This window comes from Pseudomonas sp. NFR02 (assembly GCF_900119375.1).
Lineage (GTDB): Bacteria > Pseudomonadota > Gammaproteobacteria > Pseudomonadales > Pseudomonadaceae > Aquipseudomonas > Aquipseudomonas paracarnis.
In genome coordinates this window covers 108543-128531 of record NZ_FPJJ01000010.1, presented here as the reverse complement: position 1 = coordinate 128531, position 19989 = coordinate 108543, and the positions used below count along the sequence as shown (strand labels likewise).

At 60.0% G+C, this 19989-nt stretch carries 16 protein-coding genes; 11 read left to right on the top strand and 5 right to left on the bottom strand.

What is annotated here, in order from left to right; genetic code table 11:
• Positions 1–109: 109 nt before the first annotated feature.
• The 3 genes from BT199_RS25015 to BT199_RS25005 form a co-directional block, all read right to left on the bottom strand.
• Entirely contained in the window at positions 110–1969 is a 1860-nt protein-coding gene (locus BT199_RS25015; RefSeq protein WP_072435657.1) for a DUF3857 domain-containing transglutaminase family protein, read from the bottom strand.
• 179 nt (positions 1970–2148) lie between these two features.
• On the bottom strand, positions 2149–3495 hold the full coding sequence (locus tag BT199_RS25010; protein WP_058410174.1) for a glutamine synthetase family protein: 1347 nt from the start codon (positions 3493–3495) through the stop codon (positions 2149–2151).
• An 11-nt stretch (positions 3496–3506) separates the two neighbouring features.
• The gene (locus BT199_RS25005) at positions 3507–4064 is read right to left on the bottom strand and encodes a helix-turn-helix domain-containing protein (protein WP_072435656.1); all 558 of its coding nucleotides are present in this window, start codon (positions 4062–4064) and stop codon (positions 3507–3509) included.
• 142 nt (positions 4065–4206) lie between these two features.
• Between BT199_RS25005 and BT199_RS25000 the strand changes: the two genes are divergently transcribed.
• The gene (locus BT199_RS25000; protein WP_072435655.1) at positions 4207–4515 is read left to right on the top strand and encodes an RcnB family protein; all 309 of its coding nucleotides are present in this window, start codon (positions 4207–4209) and stop codon (positions 4513–4515) included.
• Positions 4516–4602: 87 nt separating this feature from the next.
• Complete coding sequence (locus tag BT199_RS24995) at positions 4603–5796, top strand: MFS transporter (RefSeq protein ID WP_072435654.1); 1194 nt, start codon at positions 4603–4605, stop codon at positions 5794–5796.
• Here BT199_RS24995 and BT199_RS24990 read toward each other — a convergent pair.
• Positions 5759–6031, bottom strand: coding sequence for a DUF1652 domain-containing protein (locus BT199_RS24990; RefSeq protein ID WP_003190355.1), 273 nt, complete (start codon positions 6029–6031; stop codon positions 5759–5761). The genes BT199_RS24995 and BT199_RS24990 overlap by 38 nt on opposite strands.
• Before the next feature lie 102 nt (positions 6032–6133).
• Positions 6134–7630 (bottom strand): PAS domain S-box protein, encoded by a 1497-nt coding sequence (locus BT199_RS24985; RefSeq protein ID WP_014717983.1) that lies wholly within the window; start codon positions 7628–7630, stop codon positions 6134–6136.
• A gap of 203 nt (positions 7631–7833) precedes the next feature.
• On the opposite strand from BT199_RS24985, the gene BT199_RS24980 reads away from it, so the two are divergent.
• The 9 genes from BT199_RS24980 to BT199_RS24940 all read left to right on the top strand — a co-directional run bounded on the left by BT199_RS24980 (position 7834) and on the right by BT199_RS24940 (position 19833).
• The gene (locus BT199_RS24980; RefSeq protein WP_019821429.1) at positions 7834–8802 is read left to right on the top strand and encodes a hypothetical protein; all 969 of its coding nucleotides are present in this window, start codon (positions 7834–7836) and stop codon (positions 8800–8802) included.
• 78 nt (positions 8803–8880) lie between these two features.
• Positions 8881–9501, top strand: coding sequence for a transglycosylase SLT domain-containing protein (locus BT199_RS24975; protein ID WP_003190361.1), 621 nt, complete (start codon positions 8881–8883; stop codon positions 9499–9501).
• Positions 9502–9757: 256 nt separating this feature from the next.
• Positions 9758–10099, top strand: coding sequence for an FKBP-type peptidyl-prolyl cis-trans isomerase (locus tag BT199_RS24970; RefSeq protein WP_032903474.1), 342 nt, complete (start codon positions 9758–9760; stop codon positions 10097–10099).
• Between the two features lie 11 nt (positions 10100–10110).
• Positions 10111–10710: a GNAT family N-acetyltransferase gene (locus BT199_RS24965; protein WP_072435653.1), complete on the top strand. Its 600-nt coding sequence runs from the start codon at positions 10111–10113 to the stop codon at positions 10708–10710.
• A gap of 434 nt (positions 10711–11144) precedes the next feature.
• Positions 11145–13850, top strand: coding sequence for a magnesium-translocating P-type ATPase (gene mgtA, locus BT199_RS24960; RefSeq protein ID WP_014717990.1), 2706 nt, complete (start codon positions 11145–11147; stop codon positions 13848–13850).
• A gap of 167 nt (positions 13851–14017) precedes the next feature.
• Entirely contained in the window at positions 14018–14734 is a 717-nt protein-coding gene (locus BT199_RS24955) for an MgtC/SapB family protein (RefSeq protein WP_019821435.1), read from the top strand.
• Between the two features lie 289 nt (positions 14735–15023).
• Complete coding sequence (locus BT199_RS24950; RefSeq protein ID WP_072435652.1) at positions 15024–15650, top strand: response regulator transcription factor; 627 nt, start codon at positions 15024–15026, stop codon at positions 15648–15650.
• 53 nt (positions 15651–15703) lie between these two features.
• Positions 15704–19276 carry a transporter substrate-binding domain-containing protein gene (locus BT199_RS24945; RefSeq protein WP_371914268.1) on the top strand — a complete coding sequence of 1191 codons (3573 nt, stop codon included), beginning with the start codon at positions 15704–15706 and terminating at the stop codon, positions 19274–19276.
• 134 nt (positions 19277–19410) lie between these two features.
• Positions 19411–19833, top strand: a complete 423-nt coding sequence (locus BT199_RS24940; protein ID WP_032903477.1) for a hypothetical protein — start codon at positions 19411–19413, stop codon at positions 19831–19833.
• Positions 19834–19989: the final 156 nt, after the last annotated feature.

The window sequence follows — 19989 nt, the reverse complement described above, 5'->3', positions numbered from 1 at the left end:
GCTGGCTTGCCTGCGATGGCGGCGTGTCAACTTGCACATGAGTGGCTGATACACCGCCATCGCAGGCAAGCCAGCTCCCACATTTGGATCGGGGTGTGTCAGGGGCAGTCTAGAACTTTACTACCTGATGCACCTGCTCGGCACAGGCCCGAGCCTCTTCAATCATCTTTCCGAACGCATCGCTGGTGACTTCGGCATGGGTCAGCCAGCGCTTTTTCTGGCTCAGGCGATAGTGGTAGCGCAGCGAGCCGTCCTCGAGTTTGCCGTCCAGGTCGAGGTCGTACCAGGGCGAGCGCACCTTGCAGCCGGGGATGGCTTTTTCCATCTTCCCGCCAGCCAGGGTGTAGGTGTAGTCGTAGGTCTCTGGGTTGCCCAGGTAGAGGTCAGCCTGTTGCCCCTGGCGGCGATAGTTGATGTAGCCCTCCCAGCGGTCTTTCAAGGACGGGTCGGTGTAGACATAGTCATTGGCCAGTTTTTCCAGGGCGCGCTGATCGTTCATGCGGGCGGTGACGCTGTAGCCGTCATGTACCACAAAGCGGGTGGGTTCGCGGGTGATCTGGCAGTCGCTGATATCGTTGCCGAAGTTGGCGCAGATGTTCTGGTCGGTGGCGGTGGTGCCTTGCTGGCGGTCTGCGACGCTCAGTTGCATCAGCGGCAGGCGGCTGAAGGTAATAGTCGCCTTGACCGCGCCATCTCCCTCTTTGCCGTACTGCACCTGTTTGTCCAGGCGTATCGAGACTTCGGGGCGCTCCAGTGGGATGTGTTCTTCGCGCACCTGGCCCTGCGCATCGTTGACCAATACCCAGCGGTCCTGAATGTCGGGCATGGTTTGGCCAGGGGCGAAGACCGGGTTGGTCGGGTCAAGCCACCACACCTGTCCATTCACTTCGGCACGCACGATGGCATGGTTCGGCGCCTGGGTGCCGGGGATCAGCAAGGCATCGACCACGTCGCCACGGCTGACCCACGCGGTCTCAGCCTTGATGCCGCTGGTCTTGAGCATGGCTGTCAGCAGGGTCGCCAGGTCCTTGCAATCGCCGTAGCCGTGCTGCTCGATTTCCGCCAGGCTGAACGGCACATAACCACGCTCGCTGGCGCGCCAGTCGCCCAGGTAGCGGTAGTGATCATTGATGTGCTGCATCAGCGCGGCCACTTGCTCAGCCGGCGCCAGGCTGCGTGCGGCGGCCACCGCGGTGGCGGCTTGCGCCGGCAGGGTGGCGCCGAGGATCTGGTTGTAACGCTGGGCGAAATCACCGAAGTACGCCTGGCGGTCCACGGCGCTGCCCACTTCAAGGCGTGGGACGCGCAGCAGTGCGGCGGCGGAGGATTCATTGATGTAGTTGAGGTAGGTCGGGGCTTTTTGCACCACGTCCAGGGTCTTGCCGTTGCTCGAAGGCGTTACCTTGAAACCGTCGAACAATTCACTTCGCCACTGGATCGGCCGTTCGGCGGTAAAGCGCGCCTTGAAGCGATCGCGGCGGGCTGAGCTGGGCCCGAATTTGAGCACATAGTGGAACTGAGTCATCAGCGGTTTGGCCGGGTAATGCTGGCGTACCGTGTAGCGGATCTGCGTGCCCACGCGCAGGTTGGGGAAGGCCAGGGAGGTTTGCTTGTCGCGGCTGAAGCCTTGGTCCGGGTTGGGTGCGCTGCGGGTATCGATTTGCGTGGCAGCCAGGGCGACCGGCTTGGCGCCAGGCTGAGTGGACTGTGCACTGACCACTTCAAAGGTGTCGGCTTCGGAGTAGTCGAAGTCGATGCGCGAGAGCATTTCGCGGCCGTTGGCCTTGAGAATTGTGTAGCGGTAGGTGGTGGTGCAGTCAGTGCTGGCGTCGCGGTTGAAGTGGCAGTGCAGCTCGGTGTCACTGGCCAGCGGGGCTTCGGCTATGGGTTGCAGGGCCGCGCTGACGGAATGGGAAACCAGCCCCAGACTGATGGCAATCAAAGGGCGGTGAAACGGAAAACGGTACATGGGCGCCTCGGGTGACACATTGAAACAGCTACCCGTCGGGTAGCGAGAAGGCGCCGGATGATAATGGATCTCAACGGCAAAGGCCAGGATTGTTCGACAATTTATCGGGCTGAAAGGCCCGTGCTAGAGCCTTTCTTTGATTTGGATCAAGGTTTTTATGCCGCGAGTGCGTCACGCGCTTAGAGGAACCAGCGATATTCCCGCGCCTGGATCTCCTGCTGGAAAGCCAGGTGGTCCTGGCGTTTGTTCTCGCAATACACCTCGACAAATTCCGCGCCCAGCTTGTCGCGCAGTACTGGTTGCTGCTGCATGGCACGCACGGCGTCGAGCATTTCCACCGGGAAATCGGCGCCGCTGTTGCGGTCCTCGTTCAGTGGCGCGATGGGTTCGCGCTTGGCCTCAAGCCCGTGCTCCAGGCCCACCAGGATCGCCGCCAGCACCAGGTAAGGGTTGGCATCGGCGCTGGCCAGGCGGTGCTCGATCCGCAGGTTGCGCGGGTCGGACTCGGGGATGCGCACACAGGCATCGCGGTCTTCAAAGCCCCAGCTCGCCCGCGTCGCAGCGTTAACCGTGCCGCCCAGGCGGCGGAAGGCATTGTGGTTGGGCGAGAAAATCGGCATGCAGTGGGGCAGTAATTCCAGGCAACCGGCTACGGCGTGGCGCAATGGCCGCTGCTGATGGGCCGCTAGCAAGTTATTGCCCGCTGCGTCGTAAAGGCTGACATGCACGTGCATGCCGCTGCCGGGAAATTGCAGGTAGGGTTTGGCCATGAAGCTGGCGCGGTAACCATGCTTGAGCGCGACGCCACGGGTGCTACGGCAGAACAGGGCGGCCCAGTCGGCGGCGCGCAGGCCGTCATCGCAGTGGCCGAAGTTGATCTCGAACTGGCCGGGGCCGATCTCGGCGGTGATCACCGTGATGTCGATGCCTTGGTCCTTGGCGGTTTGCGCCATGTCGTCGAGCACGTCGCTGAAACGCGACAGCCGTTCGATATGCAGGTTGGGCTGGTCGTCGGCATCCCCACTGAGCGGGTCGCGGGCAAATTGCGGCAGGCCGTTTTCCAGCTGTTTATCAAACAGGTAGAACTCCAGCTCAAACGCCACCACGGGATGAATGCCCTGATGCTGCAAGCGTTCCAGCACCTTGGCCAGGACTTCGCGGGGTTCGAACTCGATGGGCGCTTCGGTGCCGTCCGAGGTGATGAGCATTTGCCCCAATGGCTGCGACTCCCAGTTCACCGGTTTGAGCGTGCCGGGCACCAATCGGCGATTGGCGTCCGGGTCGCCATCGTTGAAGCAGTAGTCGCCAATCTTGAACAGCCCACCCTGGGCTCCCAGTAGCACCGCATTCTGCGGCAGCTTCAGCGGGCTGCCGGCGGCGATTTTTTCAAGCATCTCCACTGGGTAGCGCTTGCCGTAGAAATGCCCGGGAATGTCCAGGGCGATCAGGTCGACATAGCGCACGTCGGGGTGGTTCTGGCGAAAGCTCCGTACTTCGGCCAGCAACGTGGAGGAATGGCTTTTCACGGGTGCAGCTCCTAGTTGTAAACCCACAAGACGCGGGCGGGCAGGTCGGTCAGGTTGGCGTAGCGGCAGTGGGCGAAACTGGCGAGGTGGAAGCTGTCGCCGGGGCTGAGGGTGACTGGCTCGGCTTCGTCATCCACCCACAGGGTCAACTCGCCTTCGAGCACAAATCCGGCCTGTTCGGCACGGTCGCTCATGCTCTGTTCGCCGCTGTTGGCACCGGGGGCCAACAGGCTGTCGAGCATCGAGAACGCGCCGTTCATGCTCGGCGACACCAGGATGTCGGTGATGCCGTTGGCGTAATACACCGTGCGCCGCTCGTTGGGGCGGGTCACCCAATCCACCGCCTTGGGTTTGGGCAGGCTGTAGAAATACGTGGTGGGCACGTCGAGGGCGTGGCTGATGGCGGTTAAATCGGCCACGGTCGGGCGCGACAGGCCACGTTCGACCTGGGACAGAAATCCCACCGACCTTTCGATTTTTTGCGCAAGTTGGGCCAGGGTGAGCTTCTTGTGCTTGCGCAGGTCGTGGATCAGCGCCGCGAGGGTGGCGAGTTCTTCTTGTGGGGTCATGAAATTTATATCGAATAATTTCATGAAAAATTACATGATAAATTTCACGAAAGCAATCTCTGGCCACAGGGAAACCCGGCTGAATGATTGCGCGCCGCCACGGTCGGAATCTGGGTACGCACCATTAATTGAAGGAGCACCCATGAAGTCGAAAACCTTAGCCGCTTGCCTGCTGGTCGCTGCCAGCTTTTCCACCGTCAGTGCTGTCGTGCAGGCCGGCGATACCCCTCAGGAAACCGTGCAACCTTCAAGCATCAACGCCCGTGACTTGAAAGAGGGTGATCGCGCCCCGGACATCTTGATGCGCGAGGAATCAGCGATTAAAGACTGGAAAAAACGCGGGCTCAAACAGCCCGAAGAAGAAAGCCAATGGGCGCGTGTAGGTGACAAGTACGTCCTGCTCAAGACCACCAACGGCACCATCCTGGAGATTACGCCAGTCAAGAAATAATCCCGCCGGGCACCTGCTCGTTTCATGTTTCTTGCGTTAAGGTAACCGACCGCAATGGTCGCGTTACCTTTGAAGAACGAGAGCAGGATGCTTGCCACCATCAGAAACTACCCCCGCACCGTGAACCTGTTGCTGTGCGCCACGTTGCTGCTGACGCTGGCCAAGGCCATCACCTTTCCTTATCTCGTGATCTACCTCACCAGCCACTTCGCCTTGGACATTACCCAGGTCGGCCTGGTAATCGGCAGTTCGCTGATCGTCGGTTCACTACTCAGTGTCTACGGCGGTTTCCTGGTTGACCGCATCAACAGCTATCGCCTGTTGCTCGGCTTGAGCCTGGTGTTTGTGCTGGGGTTTATCGGTACGGTGCTGGCGCAGAATATCTGGGCGTTCTATGGCTGCCTGATCCTGATCAACCTGGCCTACGCCGTCATTGATATTGCGGTGAAAGCCGGCTTCGCCAGCCTGCTGCCCGAAGACGCGCGCAGCGAAGTATTTTCCATCAAGTACACCCTCACCAATATCGGCTATGCCGTAGGGCCGTTCTTTGGCGCGATGGTGGCCAAGCTGGATATCAGCTTGCCGTTTGTTCTGTCGGCGCTGTTGGGGCTGGGGTTTTTTCTGCTGTATGGGCGCTGGGGTGACCGTAACTTGGCCACGGTGGACGCCACGCAAAAGCCGCTGCCGTTCCTTGCCGTCGCCCGCGTTTTGCTGCAGGACCGTCGCCTGGTGTGCTTCACCCTCGGCGGTTTACTCAGCGCGGTGGTGTTCGGCCAGTTCACGGCCTATCTGTCGCAATACCTGGTGACCACCACGACCGCCGAATACACCTACACGGTGATCAGCGCGGTGCTGACCACCAACGCCGTGCTAGTGATTGCCTTGCAGTACCTGATTGGCCGGCGCATCTCGCACCGTTACCTGAGCCAGTGGCTGATCGCTGGCTTGAGCATGTTCATGCTGGGGTTGATCGGCTTCGGGCTGTCCACCAGCGTGGTGGGCTGGGTGCTGGCGATGGCGGTGTTCACCGTCGGGGAGATCATCGTGTTCCCGGCCGAGTACATGTTTATCGACCGAATTGCCCCGGACCACCTGCGGGGCATGTATTACGGGGCGCAAAACCTGTCCAACCTTGGTGCCGCGCTGGGGCCGGTGCTGTGTGGGCTGGTGTTGGCCAGCCTGCCGGCCCATTACATGTTCTACATGCTGGGGGCGTTTATCGTCGCAGGTGGGGTGTTTTATTTCATGGGAGCGGCGATAAAGGCAAATCATCCAGCGTGAGCTTGCCGACGTTGTTGCTTTGCAGCTCGTAGCGCAATTCATCCACCATTTTCGCTACTTCCTGCGGGGTCTGCAGGCGGTTGGTGCTGATGCCAGTGACCACCAGGTCGACGCGGCCGGTCTCGGCATCATAGACCTTGAGGGTCAAGGACGCGTCCCGGCACAGGGTGAATTCGCACGTCAGCGGTGACAGGCCTTCTTCGATGCAGTTGCGCAGCTGAGAGAGGGTAAACATGCGGGTTCCTTCTAGGCATAAATACGATCCCTTGAAGGTTATTGCTTGCACCGCCGCTCAATAAGGCGAATTCGCACTAGACGCACTAGTGCATTTGCAGGGTCAGGGCTTGTTTTTCAGGCGCAAATCACCGGCAAACAGCCCGCGTTCACGAGCCCAGACGATCGCTGCACTACGGCTGTGCACCCCCAGCTTGGAATACACCGTGGCCACATGGTTACGCACGGTGTTGGGCGCCAGTTTCAGGCGCGAGGCGATCTCTTTGTCCGCCAGGCCCTCGCAGATCAGGCCCAATACATCGCGCTCGCGGGCGGTGAGGTCGGTGAAGGAAACATTCGGCAGGTTGGGGCTGTTGACGCTCTTGGCGTTGGCCAGCTTCTCGATCAGGGTCTGGCTGAACCAGGACGCGTCCTGCATGACTTCCTCGATGGCCGCCACCAGTTCCAGCTCCGAGCGTTTGCGCTCGGTGATGTTCATCAGCACCATCAGGTAGCAGGGCACGTCCTGGATAATCACGGTGTCGGCGGATACCACGCAGTCGATCACCTCGTTGCCTTTCTTGCGCACCTTGAGGTCCTGGCCTTCAAGGTTGCCGGCTTTTTCCAGGGTGGCGAACAACTGCGCGCCGGCCTGGGGGCTGTCGATGAAGTTGATGTCTTCGATGGATTTGCCGATCAGTTCCTCGCTGATATAGCCGGTGATGCTCATGAAGGCTTCGTTGATGTCTACCACCTGGCGGTTGTCGGCACTGCATACCAGGGTCGGCACGGGCGTCAGGCGGAAGGATTTGGCGAAGCGTTCTTCGCTCTGGCGCAGGGCGATCTCGGCTTTACGCCGTGGCTCCAGGTCGGTGAAGGAAAACAGCATGCAGTCTTCCTCGTTCATGTCCAACGGTTGGCCGGCGACGATCACCAGTTTGCTGCCACCTTCGGGCAGTCTCAGTTCGGCCTGCATCTGCGGGATGGTCGCGCCTTCGCCCAGGCGCTGGATCGCCAGGTCCTTGCGCTCGGCCTGTTCCAGCACATCCAGTTCATACACGGATTTGCCGATGACCTGGTCGCGGTTGTAGCCGGTCATCTCCAAAAAACCCTGGTTGACCTTGATGTAGCGCAGGTCGCTGAGGCGACAGATCACGGCGGGCGCCGGGTTGGCGTTGAAGGTTTTCTCAAAACGTTGCTCGGCGCTGGCCCATTCGGTGGCGTCGCTGAGGATCAGCACCAGCAACTCCGGCTCACCCTGGGCATCGGTCAGCACCAGGCTGCGCAGGCGATGTACCCAACTGCGGTGTTCGTCGTCGGCGGGCGTGACTTCCACCACCACATCGCTGAACTCTTCACCGGCAGCCACGCGGCTGAGGGGGTAGCTGTCCAGTGGCAAGGGATGGTTGTTGCGATAGCGCAGGGCAAAGCGTTTGGCGTACGCCTCGGTATTGGCGCCCAGTTCCTTGACCTCGCTGACCCCATGCATGGTCAACGCCGCTTCATTGGCCCAGAGAATGGTCTGGTCGACCTCGGCCAGAATCACACCGTCGGACAGTCCCGAGATGATGGTCTGCAGTTGGCGGCGGTTGGTTTCTTTGGCGAGAACATCCTGGGTCATAACGTCTCCGATTAGGGCAGGGCAAGGCACATTGGGTTACGACATCCTGGCGTCAGGATAGTGCAGAGTAATTGCCCACGGGGCAGTGCGAATGCACCAGGGCGCCTGGTGCATATGGGCCAGGACTGAACGTATGTCGTTTCGCCACACTCACACCCATCAAGGCGCATTGCCTTGCTCCTCAATTTGAAAAGGACCTTTGTATGACCACTGTCTATGAAACCAATCGATCGCTGTTTCGAGTGTCGTGGAGCTCGGTATTGGCCGGTAGTGCAATCGCACTGGTCACCTACCTGGTTTTGAGCGTGTTGGGCACCGCCATTGGCGCCAGTGCCGTTGACCCGATGGAAGCGGGCAACCCGTTGAGCGGTTTTGGCACGGGTGCGGGTATCTGGCTGTTTGTATCGACACTGGTCGCCATCGCGTTGGGCGCCTTCGTGGCCGGCCGCACCGCGCCGGATCGTGGCGGTCTGCATGGGGTGCTGACCTGGACCTTGACCACCTTGCTCACCACTTGGCTGTTGGCGGGCCTGGCTTCCAGCGTAGTCGGTACGGCCGGCAACGTGGTGGGTAAAGGTCTGTCTGCTGCGGGCAGTGGCATTGCTGCCGCCGCGCCGGGGATTGGCAATAGCATCAAGCAACAGTTGAATGAGCAGGGCATCGAGCTGGACTGGAACAGCCTGCAAGGCCAACTGGATACGTTGCTCAAGCAGAGCGGCAAGGCTGAACTGGACCCTGCCAATGTCGAGCAGAAAGCCGATCAGGCAGCTGCCGATGGCAAGCAGTCGGCTACCGATGCAGCGACCAATCCTGCCCAGGCCGGTGATGAGCTCAAGCAATGGTTCGAACGTGTGAAAGCGTCCGGCGAGCCAGCATTGAATGCAGCGGATAAAGAGGCGCTGGTCAACATCGTCGCGGCCCGCACTGGCAAGAGCAAAGAAGAAGCCACCCAGATCGTCGACAACTATGCCCAGGCTTATCAGCAAGCCATGCAAAAAGTCGATGAGCTGAAAAAACAGGCTGAACAGAAAGCCCGTGAAGCCGGTGAAGTCGCTGCCAAGCAACTGTCCCGCGCCGCCTGGAGCACCTTGGCCATGCTGCTGTTGGGTGCGGCGTTGAGCTTCTTTATTGGTCGTATCGCGCTGACTACCCGTCGCGTGCCTTTGGCTTAAAGATGTCTGCGGCAAGGACGCCGCCTGTGTGAAGGGGTAAAATGCTGGCATTTTACCCTTATCCCACAAAGGTGACCCTTGAGCGCAGGCAAAGCCGTCGGACTGTTATTACTCACTTCCCTGTTGGCGGCGTGCGGCACCTCGCCGCCACGCACGCCCAACGACCTCTGCGGTATCTTGCGCGAAAAAGACGACTGGTACGACGCCGCCAAGGTCACGCAAAAGCGCTGGGGCGTACCGATCCAGGTGCCGTTCGCCATCATGTATCAGGAGTCGGGCTTTCGCCACGACGCCAAGACCCCGCGTAAATACCTGCTGTGGATCATCCCTTGGGGTCGCGTCTCCACCGCTTCCGGCTATGCCCAGGCCAAGGATGAAGTATGGAACGACTACCGCAAAGCCACCGGCCGCAGCGGCGCTGATCGCGAAGACTTCGACGACGCGATCGACTTTATCGGCTGGTACATGGACAAGACCTACACCATCAATGGCGTCTACAAGTACGACGCCTATGGCCAATACCTGAACTACCACGAAGGCTGGGGCGGCTACCGCCAGCGCACCTACGCCAGCAAAGCCTGGCTGCCGCCGGTAGCGAGCAAGGTACAGGCGCGTTCGCAGATGTATGCGCGCCAATATGCCGGGTGCAAGGATGAGTTGGGGCGCGGGTTCTGGAGCCGGTTCTGGCATTGGTTGTAAAGGGTCGACACAGCGACCTCTGAATGCATGCAGATTTAATGTGGGAGCTGGCTTGCCTGCGAAAGCGGTCGTGCAGTCACAGGGGCATTGACTGACACACCGCCTTCGCAGGCAAGCCAGCTCCCACATTGGATTCTGACGCGGCTGTATGCATTCCAGCGAACGGTCCACCATCACGCTGGCCATTCCCCTGCACTTGCCAAACCCATCCGATTCTGGGAAAACCCCAGCCTTTGACCCCTTCAATGAGAACCCCATGAGCAACGATGAACTGCAGGTCACAGACATCCGCCTGGGCGACGGCAAAGCCGTGGTCAAGGGCGCGCTGATCACCACCCAATACACCGGTACCCTGGAAGATGGCACGGTGTTCGATTCCTCCTGGGAGCGGGGCAAACCGTTTCAGTGCGTGATCGGCACTGGCCGCGTGATCAAGGGTTGGGACCAGGGCTTGATGGGCATGCAGGTTGGCGGCGTGCGCACGTTGTATGTACCCGCGCACCTGGCCTATGGCGAGCGCTCGATGGGCGCGCATATCAAACCCAACAGTAACCTGCGCTTCGAGATTGAATTGCTGGAAGTGCTGACGCGGGATTGAAGAGGTTGAACATGGACGTTGATCTACATCTGTTGCCTGGCAGCTCCTTGGAAGGCATTCGGGTGGTTGAGCTTTTGGGTTGCGATGAGGCTGAGTTGCAGCAGTTTTTTGAACAGGCACCCGATTACTTCATCGCGGTGAATGGCGAACCGGCTACCCCGACCGAAGCACGGGAAGAGTTACGCGGCCAATTGCCCGCTGGCTGGCATTGCAGTCGCCTGTACTGGCTGGGTTACCGCGATGCGCAGGGCCACTTGGTCGCCGTGGTGAATATCGCCGCTGATTTGCTCGCCACCGGGGTGTGGCACATCGGGTTACTGCTGGTGCATGCGCGCTGGCACGGCAGCGGGCTGGCGCAGCGTTTGCACACCGACCTTGAGGCGTGGGCGGTGGCAAAGGGCGCTCAGTGGCTACGGCTGACGGTAGTGGTGGGCAATACCAGAGCCGAGCGTTTTTGGCCCAGGCTTGGCTATGTACAGGTGCGCACCCGTGAGGGGATCACGATGGGCCGGCAGGTGAATAGGGTGTCTATCCAAGTGAAGGTTGTGGCTAGCGCGAGCATTGAAAACTACCTGGCGCTGGTCGAACGGGATCGCCCAACGTGGGGTTGAGAAAGGCGTTCCTGAACCCATCCTGAAGAATTTTCTTATTCACCATGCAGGCACTTTCCTACGGTTTACTCTGCCAACATCGGGGCGTAAGCTTCGCGCGTTTTCATCAATAGCGGAGACCCTCAGTGGGTACTTGTTCGAGTGACAGTCGTCGGCCGGTTTCGGTAACCGGCCTCTTGGCAAGGTAACGCGCATTTTCCAGATGCCGTTGTCTCGCCTCACAAAGCGAGAAGCGGCATCCCGGCGGTGACCAGTCCTGGCACCCGCCTGATTCCCTCTCATCGACGCTGACCAGCACCTGGGTAACGCCTGGATGCTACGGACGCGCCTGCCTGTTACGGCGGGCGGGCCAGGTTCGGCTGTGCCTGTGTGACGGGCGCGGTGTGGACGGGCAGTACCTGCACGACGGTTTTTCCTCGCGCAGGAGTTACACCATGAACCTCACTTTGCTCAAAGAGTTCTTCGCCGGTTTCCTGCGGACCCGGCATATCGCCCGGCATTTTCGCCGCCTGGCGATGCTGGAGACCGTGACCGATGCCAGTGTCAGCCGCGAAGTACCGCCCAGCCTGGCGCAGACATTGGTGGCGTCTGCCAACCGCAGCACTGTGCAATTGCTGGGCGTGCTGGGCAGCCACACCGAGGGCCTGAACACTCAGGAGGCCGACGCCCTGCGCGTGCAGTACGGCCTCAATGAAGTCGAACACGAGCAGCCGCTGCCGTGGTGGGTGCACCTGTGGCATTGCTACAAGAACCCGTTCAACCTGCTGCTGACTCTGTTGGCGGTGATCTCTTGGCTGACCGAAGACATGAAGGCCGCCACGGTGATTTTCTCCATGGTGGTGCTCTCGACCTTGTTGCGCTTCTGGCAGGAGGCCAAGTCGAACAAGGCCGCCGACGCCTTGAAGGCCATGGTGAGCAACACCGCGACGGTGCTGCGCCGCGATGCTGCCAAGCGCATTGAACTGCCGATCAAACAACTGGTGCCAGGCGATCTGATTGTATTGTCGGCCGGCGACATGATCCCCGCGGACTGCCGCGTGCTCAGCGCCAAGGACCTGTTCGTCAGCCAGGCGGCGATGACCGGTGAATCCATGCCGGTGGAGAAGTTTGCCCACCAGCAGGACGCCCACACGCGCAACCCGCTGGAGCTGGAAAATATTCTGTTCATGGGCACCAACGTGGTGTCCGGCGCCGCCACGGCGGTGGTCCTGGCCACCGGCAACAGCACGTATTTTGGTGCATTGGCGCAACGCGTCACGGCGACGGACCGTGCGACCACCTCGTTCCAGCAGGGGGTCAACAAGGTCAGTTGGTTGCTGATTCGCTTTATGTTCGTGATGGCGCCGCTGGTGCTGTTCATCAACGGCTTCACCAAGGGCGACTGGACCGAGGCGTTGCTGTTCGCGCTGTCGATTGCAGTTGGCCTGACCCCGGAAATGCTGCCCATGATCGTCACCTCGACGTTGGCCAAGGGCGCGGTGTTTCTGTCGCGCAAAAAGGTCATCGTCAAGCGCCTGGACGCGATCCAGAACTTTGGCGCCATGGACGTGCTGTGCACCGACAAGACCGGCACGCTCACCCAGGACAAGATTTTCCTGGCGCGCCATGTGGACGTGTGGGGCCAGGAGTCGGACGACGTGCTGGAAATGGCCTACCTCAACAGCTACTACCAGACCGGCTTGAAAAACCTGTTGGATGTGGCCGTGCTCGAGCATGTGGATATCCATCGCGAGTTGAAAGTCGGCACCGCGTTCAACAAGGTTGACGAGATTCCCTTCGACTTCAACCGCCGCCGCATGTCGGTGGTGGTGGCCGAGCAGCATCAACCGCACTTGTTGATCTGCAAAGGGGCGGTGGAGGAAATTTTGTCGGTGTGCAACCGCGTGCGCCATGGCGACGTCGATGAAGCGCTGACCGACGAACTGCTGGCGCGCATTCGCCAGGTGACGGCGGCTTTTAACGAAGAAGGGCTGCGGGTAGTGGCGGTAGCGGCGCAGCCGATGCCGGCAGGGCGTGATACCTACAGCCTGGCGGATGAAAACAACCTGACGCTGATCGGCTATGTGGCATTTCTCGACCCACCCAAGGAAAGCACCGCCCCCGCCCTCAAGGCCCTGAAGGCCCACGGCGTGGCGGTGAAAGTGTTGACCGGCGACAACGAACTGGTCACGGCGAAGATCTGCCGCGAAGTGGGTCTTGCGCAACAAGGCTTGCTGATGGGTAACGACATCGAGGCGATGAGCGACGCCGAACTGGCCCTGGCGGTGGAAACCACCAATGTGTTTGCCAAGCTCACCCCCAGCCACAAGGAACGCATCGTACGGCTGCTCAAGGCCAACGGACATGTGGTGGGCTTTATGGGCGATGGCATCAACGATGCTCCGGCGTTGCGCACGGCGGATATCGGGATTTCGGTGGACAGTGCGGTGGACATCGCCAAGGAAGCGGCTGACATCATCCTGCTGGAGAAGAGCCTGATGATCCTGGAGGAGGGCGTGCTGGAAGGCCGGCGCACCTTCGCCAACATGCTCAAGTACATCAAGATGACCGCCAGTTCCAACTTCGGCAACGTGTTTTCGGTGTTGGTAGCCAGTGCCTTCATTCCGTTTCTGCCGATGCTGCCGATGCACCTGCTGGTGCAAAACCTGCTGTATGACATCTCGCAAATTGCGATTCCGTTCGACAACGTCGATGACGAGATGCTTGCCACGCCGCAACGCTGGCAGCCCGGGGAAGTGGGACGTTTCATGTTGTTCTTCGGGCCGATCAGTTCGATCTTCGACATCACCACGTTCGCACTCATGTGGTATGTGTTCGATGCCAACACTCCAGACCACCAGACGCTGTTCCAGTCCGGCTGGTTCGTGGTGGGGCTGCTGACCCAGACCCTGATCGTGCACATGATCCGCACGCCGAAAATCCCGTTCCTGCAAAGCCGTGCAGCGCTGCCGTTGATGCTGATGACCGGCGTGATCATGGCCGTGGGGATATTCCTGCCGATGGGGCCTTTGGCGCACTACTTCAAATTGCAGGCGCTGCCGTCGCTGTACTTCGTGTTCCTGCCGGTGATTTTGCTGGCGTACATGGCGCTGACCCAGGCGGTGAAGGGCTACTACATCCGCAGGTTTGGCTGGCAGTAACAGGTCCCATGCAACATCGCCAAACCCTGTGGGAGCCGGGCTTGCCCGCGATGACGGTGTATCAGTCGCCAGACTCATGGGTCGGTGTACCGCTATCGCAGGCAAGCCAGCTCCCGCAGGGACCTGCGGTGTTTTTCAATTTGTCGCTGCATTCATGGAGATTTTTTATGCAGGCAATCAACAACATCAACCTCAACTCCCTGGTCGACACCGTGGTCAGCCTCAGCGCTGCGTTTATTCTCGGTGGCCTGATCGGGTTCGAGCGCCAGTACCGCCAACGCACCGCCGGCTTACGTACCAATGTGCTAGTGGCGGTAGGCGCGGCGATCTTTGTCGACATGGCCAACCGCCTGGGCGGTGCGGAAGGCGCGGTGCGCGTGGTCGCTTACGTGGTGTCGGGCATCGGCTTTTTGGGGGCGGGTGTGATCATGCGGGAGGAGGGCAATGTACGCGGGCTTAACACTGCCGCCACCCTCTGGGCTTCGGCGGCGGTGGGCGCCTGCGCCGGGGCCGACCTGATCCTCGAGGCTTTGCTGGGCACGCTGTTTGTGCTGGCGGCCAACACCTTGCTGCGGCCGATCGTCAATAACATCAACCGCCAACCCTTGGACGTGGTGTCGGCAGAGGTCACCAATATCCTCTATGTCATTGCGCGCCGCAGTCAGCAACAGGCGGTGATGGCATTGCTGGAAGCCGAGTTGGCCCGCTGCAACTACCCGGCCAGTGATGTCGATGTGCGGCCGTTCGGCAGCGACGAAGTGGAAATCGAGGCCATCCTGGCCGCCACGTCGGTGGATGGCGATGAACTGGATGCACTGGTGGCGCGCCTCTCAACATCAACCCTGGTGGTACAGGCTTTCTGGAGCCCGAGTACCACCGATTGATCCCCTTTGGGCTGGCCAGGATTGGCTAAGCTTGTTTGTGGAAAAATCCTACATGTAGTCCGGATTATCCCTTCAGTTGAAACATCATTGCGTTGCTAAGGTTGGGCACTTGCGGCTGTTGGGTCGTTGAGGTCCGGCGTCCGTGGTTATGCTGAGTTAATTGAAGGGGCCAGACACCGCCTCGTTACCGTCCTCAGAGGGCAGCGCCGCTCGTCGGAACTGTCAGTTCTCACAGGTACCCAGGTCCGGTGTGATGTGTAAGGGTATTTTGTCCACATAGGGAAGTTTTATGAGCAAAGCATTAATTGTGGATGACCATCCGTTTATCCGGGCGACGGTCAAATACCTCCTGCAAGCGGAGGGGTTTGATGAGATTTTTCAGGCAGGGGATGGCGCAGATGCCATGCAGTTGGCGAGGGAGCAACGTCCCGAGCTGATTATCCTCGACCTGGCAATGCCTAAATTAGGCGGGTTGGAGGTTATCAGCCGCATCAAGGCGTTGGGCCTGCCATGCAAGATTCTGGTACTGACCTCCTACCTGGCGGTGTTTTTTTCTACCCGCTGCATGCGTTCCGGTGCCATGGGGTTCGTCGCCAAGACCGGTGAACTGGATGAGCTGCAAAAGGCTATCAAAGCCATCATGTCGGGCTACAGTTGCTTCCCCAGTTTGCCGACCAGTTCGGTGCGTCGCGACGATCTGCAAGAAACGGAACGGCAGATGATCGACTGCCTGTCGGATCGTGAATTGACCGTGTTGCAGATGCTGGCCCTGGGGCTGGGTAACAAGGAAATCGCCGAGCAAATGCTGCTGAGCCACAAGACCATCAGTACCTACAAGACTCGACTCAAGGAGAAGTTACGAATGTCCTCGGTAGTGCACTTATCCAAGTTTGCCCAGCGCAACCATCTGATCTGATCCGAACTGAAATGGTCACCACCGCGTTGATGAGGTTCGCCACGGTCCTTTGGATGAGCCTGTTACCCCTGATCGCGGTGGCCCTCGAAGAGCCTCACGCTTTGCGGCTGTTGGGGCACTCTCATATCGAAACCCCGCAAGTGACGCTGGACGAGGCCGACTGGCGTTGGCTGCGTGAGCGGCGCTCATTACTGATGGGCGTCTCGGCGCCCGATTACGTACCTTTTGACTTGACTAACAACAACGACGAGCTCGAAGGTATCACGGCCGATTTTGCCGCATTGGTCGGCCAGGCCCTGCATATCTCCATCGAGGTTCGGCGTTACGACACACGCGATGAAGTGATCGAGGCCCTGAAGCAGGGAGCGGTGGATTTCCTCGGTTCCGCCAATGGCTATGAAGCGGCCGATCCGCAACTGCTGTTGTCTCGCTCTTATGCCAACGATCAACCGACCCTGGTGACCCGCAGCGGTGACAGCCAGGTGTTGAATGATGACCTGGCCGGCAAGCGCGTGGCGATGCTGTATCACTATATGCAGCCCGACGCCGTACGGGCGTTTTACCCCCAGGCCCAGCTGGAACTGTTTGCCTCGACCTTCGAAGCCATTGGTGCCGTGGCGTTTGGTCGTGCCGACGTCTACCTGGGGGATGCCATCAGTAGCAACTACCTGATCAATCGCAACCACCTCAACAATGTACGCATGGCGGATTTTTCCGGCCTGGAAGTCAATCCGTTTGCGTTTGCCGTCACCCGGGAAAATACGCGTTTACTGCCCATCCTCAATGCTGCGCTGGAGGCGATTCCCGCCAGCGAGCAGATGGAAATTCTACGCCGCTGGAGCGGGGGTAACCTGGGCATAATCGGCGTTGACCGGCTGCACTTGAGCGCCAGTGAACAACGCTGGGTGCAGAAAAATCCACGGGTCAGGGTCGCGGTGCTCAATGATTTCCTTCCCTTATCGTTTATCGGCGATCAAGGCCAATTCGAAGGGCTGAGTGCCGAAGTGCTGTCGCGCATCAGTTTGCGTACCGGCTTGAAGTTCGATGTGGTGCCAGGCAGTTCGTTGCCGCGCCAGATCAACATTGTCAGCGCGGGCACGGCGGACATGCTGGCGGTCGTCACGCCTAGCGTGGAGCGGGCTGATAAAGTGCGCTTTACCCGGCCCTACTTGACCAACCCCTTTGTGCTGGTTACCCGCGACGGTCCGCACAGCCCGCTCACGCTGGAGGACATGGTCGGCAAACGCCTGGCCATGGTGGTTGGCAATGGGCTGCACGATGAGATAGCGCAGAATTTTCCAGGCGTGATGTTTGTCGACGTGGAGACCCCCCAGCAAGCCATGGCGCTGGTGGCCAAGGGTGACGCCGATGGCGCGGTCAACTCATTGATCAGCGCACGCTATCTGATCAACCGGTATTACCGCGACCGCTTGCGTGTCACCAGTACGGTCGGCACCGAGCCTGCACGCGTGACCTTTGGGGTCAACCGCAGTCAATTGGAGTTGTATTCGATCCTCGACAAGGCACTGCTGAGTATCACCCCGCAGGAAATGGACGAGTTGATTGGCCAGTGGCGCAGCGAGGTCATCATCGAGGACAGTTACTGGTTGCGCTATCGCAACGTGATTCTTCAAGGCTTTGGGTTGGCGGCGCTGTTGTTGGCCGTCACGCTGGGCTGGGCCATTTACCTGCGCAGCCTGATTCGCAAGCGCCTGCAGGCCGAGCGGGCGCTGAGCGATCAGATGCGGTTCATGAGTGTATTGATTGACGGCACGCCGCACCCGATTTACGTGCGTGATCGCCAAGGGAGGCTGATGGCCTGCAATAACGCCTACCTCGACGTGTTTGGCTACAAGCTTGAAGACGTGATCGGCAGGACGGTGGTGGAAACCGACGTCGAAAACCCGCCACAGGCCCAGTCGTTTCATGAGGATTATCTGCGCTTGATGGCTGGGGGCGAGCCGCAGATTCATGATCGAATACTCAAGGTGCCCAACGGCGATGTGCTGACCATTTACCAGTGGATGCTGCCGTACCGCGACGGCGACGACAAGGTGGTGGGTATGATTGCCGGTTGGGTCGACGTGAGCGAGCGGCACCGCTTGCTCGGCCAGCTACAGGAAGCCAAGGACGATGCCGACGCCGCCAATCGCGCCAAGACTACCTTCCTGGCGACCATGAGCCACGAGATCCGCACGCCCATGAATGCCGTGATCGGCATGATTGAGCTGGCGTTGAAAAATGCCGAACAGGGGCGGGTCGACCGCGACGCCCTGGAGGTGGCCTCGGTGGCTTCGCGGGGGATGCTGGAGTTGATCGGCGATATTCTCGATATCGTGCGGATCGAGTCCGGGCACTTGTCGCTGACCCTGGAGCCCGCCAACCTGCATGAGCTGTTGGCGTCGGTCGCACGGGTGTTCGAGGGGCTGGCCCGAGCCAAGGGGTTGGCGCTGCAGGTTGAATTGGACCCGCTGATTGACCAGGCAGTGCTGGTCGACCCGCTGCGATTCAAGCAAGTGGTGTCGAACCTGCTGAGCAATGCCATCAAGTTCACTCCCCATGGGCAGGTCAGCCTGGTTGCACGGGCGGTGGTCGAGGGCGATCGCTTGGCCGTGCAATTATGGGTGCAAGACACCGGCATTGGAATTAGCGTCGCCGACCAGCAGCGGCTGTTCAGCGTGTTTATTCAGGGCAGCAACAATCAGCAGTCGGCACGCAGCGGGTCTGGGCTGGGGTTGGTGATCAGCCGCAGCTTGTGCGAAATGATGGGCGGCCAATTGCACTTGAGTAGTGTGCTGGGGCATGGCACTCGGGTGGACGTGACGTTGGCCCTGGCCATGACCGCCACGCTGCCGGCCCCGATTGAGCCTGTGCAAGAGGCGGCGCCTGAGGGCCGTGCGCTGAGCATTCTGGTGGTGGACGACTACCCGGCCAATCGCTTGCTGCTGGCTCGACAGTTGAGCTTTCTGGGCCACCGTATCGTCACGGCCGAAGACGGTGTGCAGGGGCTGGAGCAGTGGCGAGCGGGGCAGTTCGATGGCGTCATTACCGATTGCAACATGCCCTTCAAGAACGGCTATCAACTAGCACAGGACATTCGCGCGCAAGAGCGTGAGCAGGGTCTTGAACCCTGCCTGTTGCTGGGGTTCACCGCCAACGCCCAGCCGGAGGAAGCTGAGCGCTGCCGGCAGGCGGGCATGGATGGGTGCCTGTTCAAGCCAACCGGGCTTGACGACTTGCGGTCGGCGCTGGCCTCGCGTTTGGCAGACGCGGGCCCGCAGCCTGTGCCGACATTCGATTTGAGCACACTCGTCGCGCTGACCGGCGATGATCACGCAGCGCTTGTCGGATTGTTGGCGCCGTTGCTTAAAAGCCTGGGGGAGGACCGTGCCTTGCTGCCACGCCTGGCAAGCCAGGCAGATTTTGCCAAGCTGCACGACCTGGCCCACCGTGCCAAGGGCGGCGCGCGAATGGTCAAGGCAAACCTATTGATCAGTGGGTGTGAAGCATTGGAGGCCGCATGTGAACAGCGCGACCGTCAGGCATTGGGGCCCGCGGTTGACGGCGTGAACGAAGCGCTTGATGTTTTGCATCGTGGCTTGAAAGCTTATTGCAATCAGCCCTGACTGCGGTTGATCGCCATTCGGGAAATTTGGGAAAACTCTTACACAAACCGGGAACATGCCTGATTTTGTCGTCGGCATATGTCTGGAGAATGGGCTGCGCTCACTGCCGAGCACTGCCTGCCCAGGGGTTTGCCATGCCGAACAAAGCACTGACCATCCTGATTGCCGATGAACAGCATCTGCAACGCTTGTACATCGAGAAAATGCTCAACCAGTTGGGTTATTACCGGATCGTGCCGGTGCAAACATTCGAAGAGGTGCGGATTCTCACTGCCATTCCTGCCGAACCCTTCGACGTGCTGATAATCAATGCGGGGCTGATGGCCCAAGCCCATGAGCCTCTGCCCCAGGTGCGTCATGTACTCGTCTACGAGCATCTGGACCTGGGCGCCCCTTGCGGCGTAACGCCGGCTGTGCGAGTGCGATTGCCGGGTGTGCCGGACCACGTCAACCTCGAACACTTCATGGACATCGTCGACCCCTGCGAGACTGCCAACGGCCTGCGGGTGTTGCCGTGGCTTCGAGAGCTGTCCCGCATGCCGGTGGCCCGGGCCTAGTCCACAGCCATTGTTTGTAGGAGCTCGCTCGCGAAAAACTCGCAGGCGCTGCGTTTATTCAGGAAGCACGCGTTATCGTTGACGTTTTTTTGCGAGCAAGCTCGCTCCTGCACGAAGGCGATTCAAGGGTGCATCGTGTTTACCGTATGCCACGAA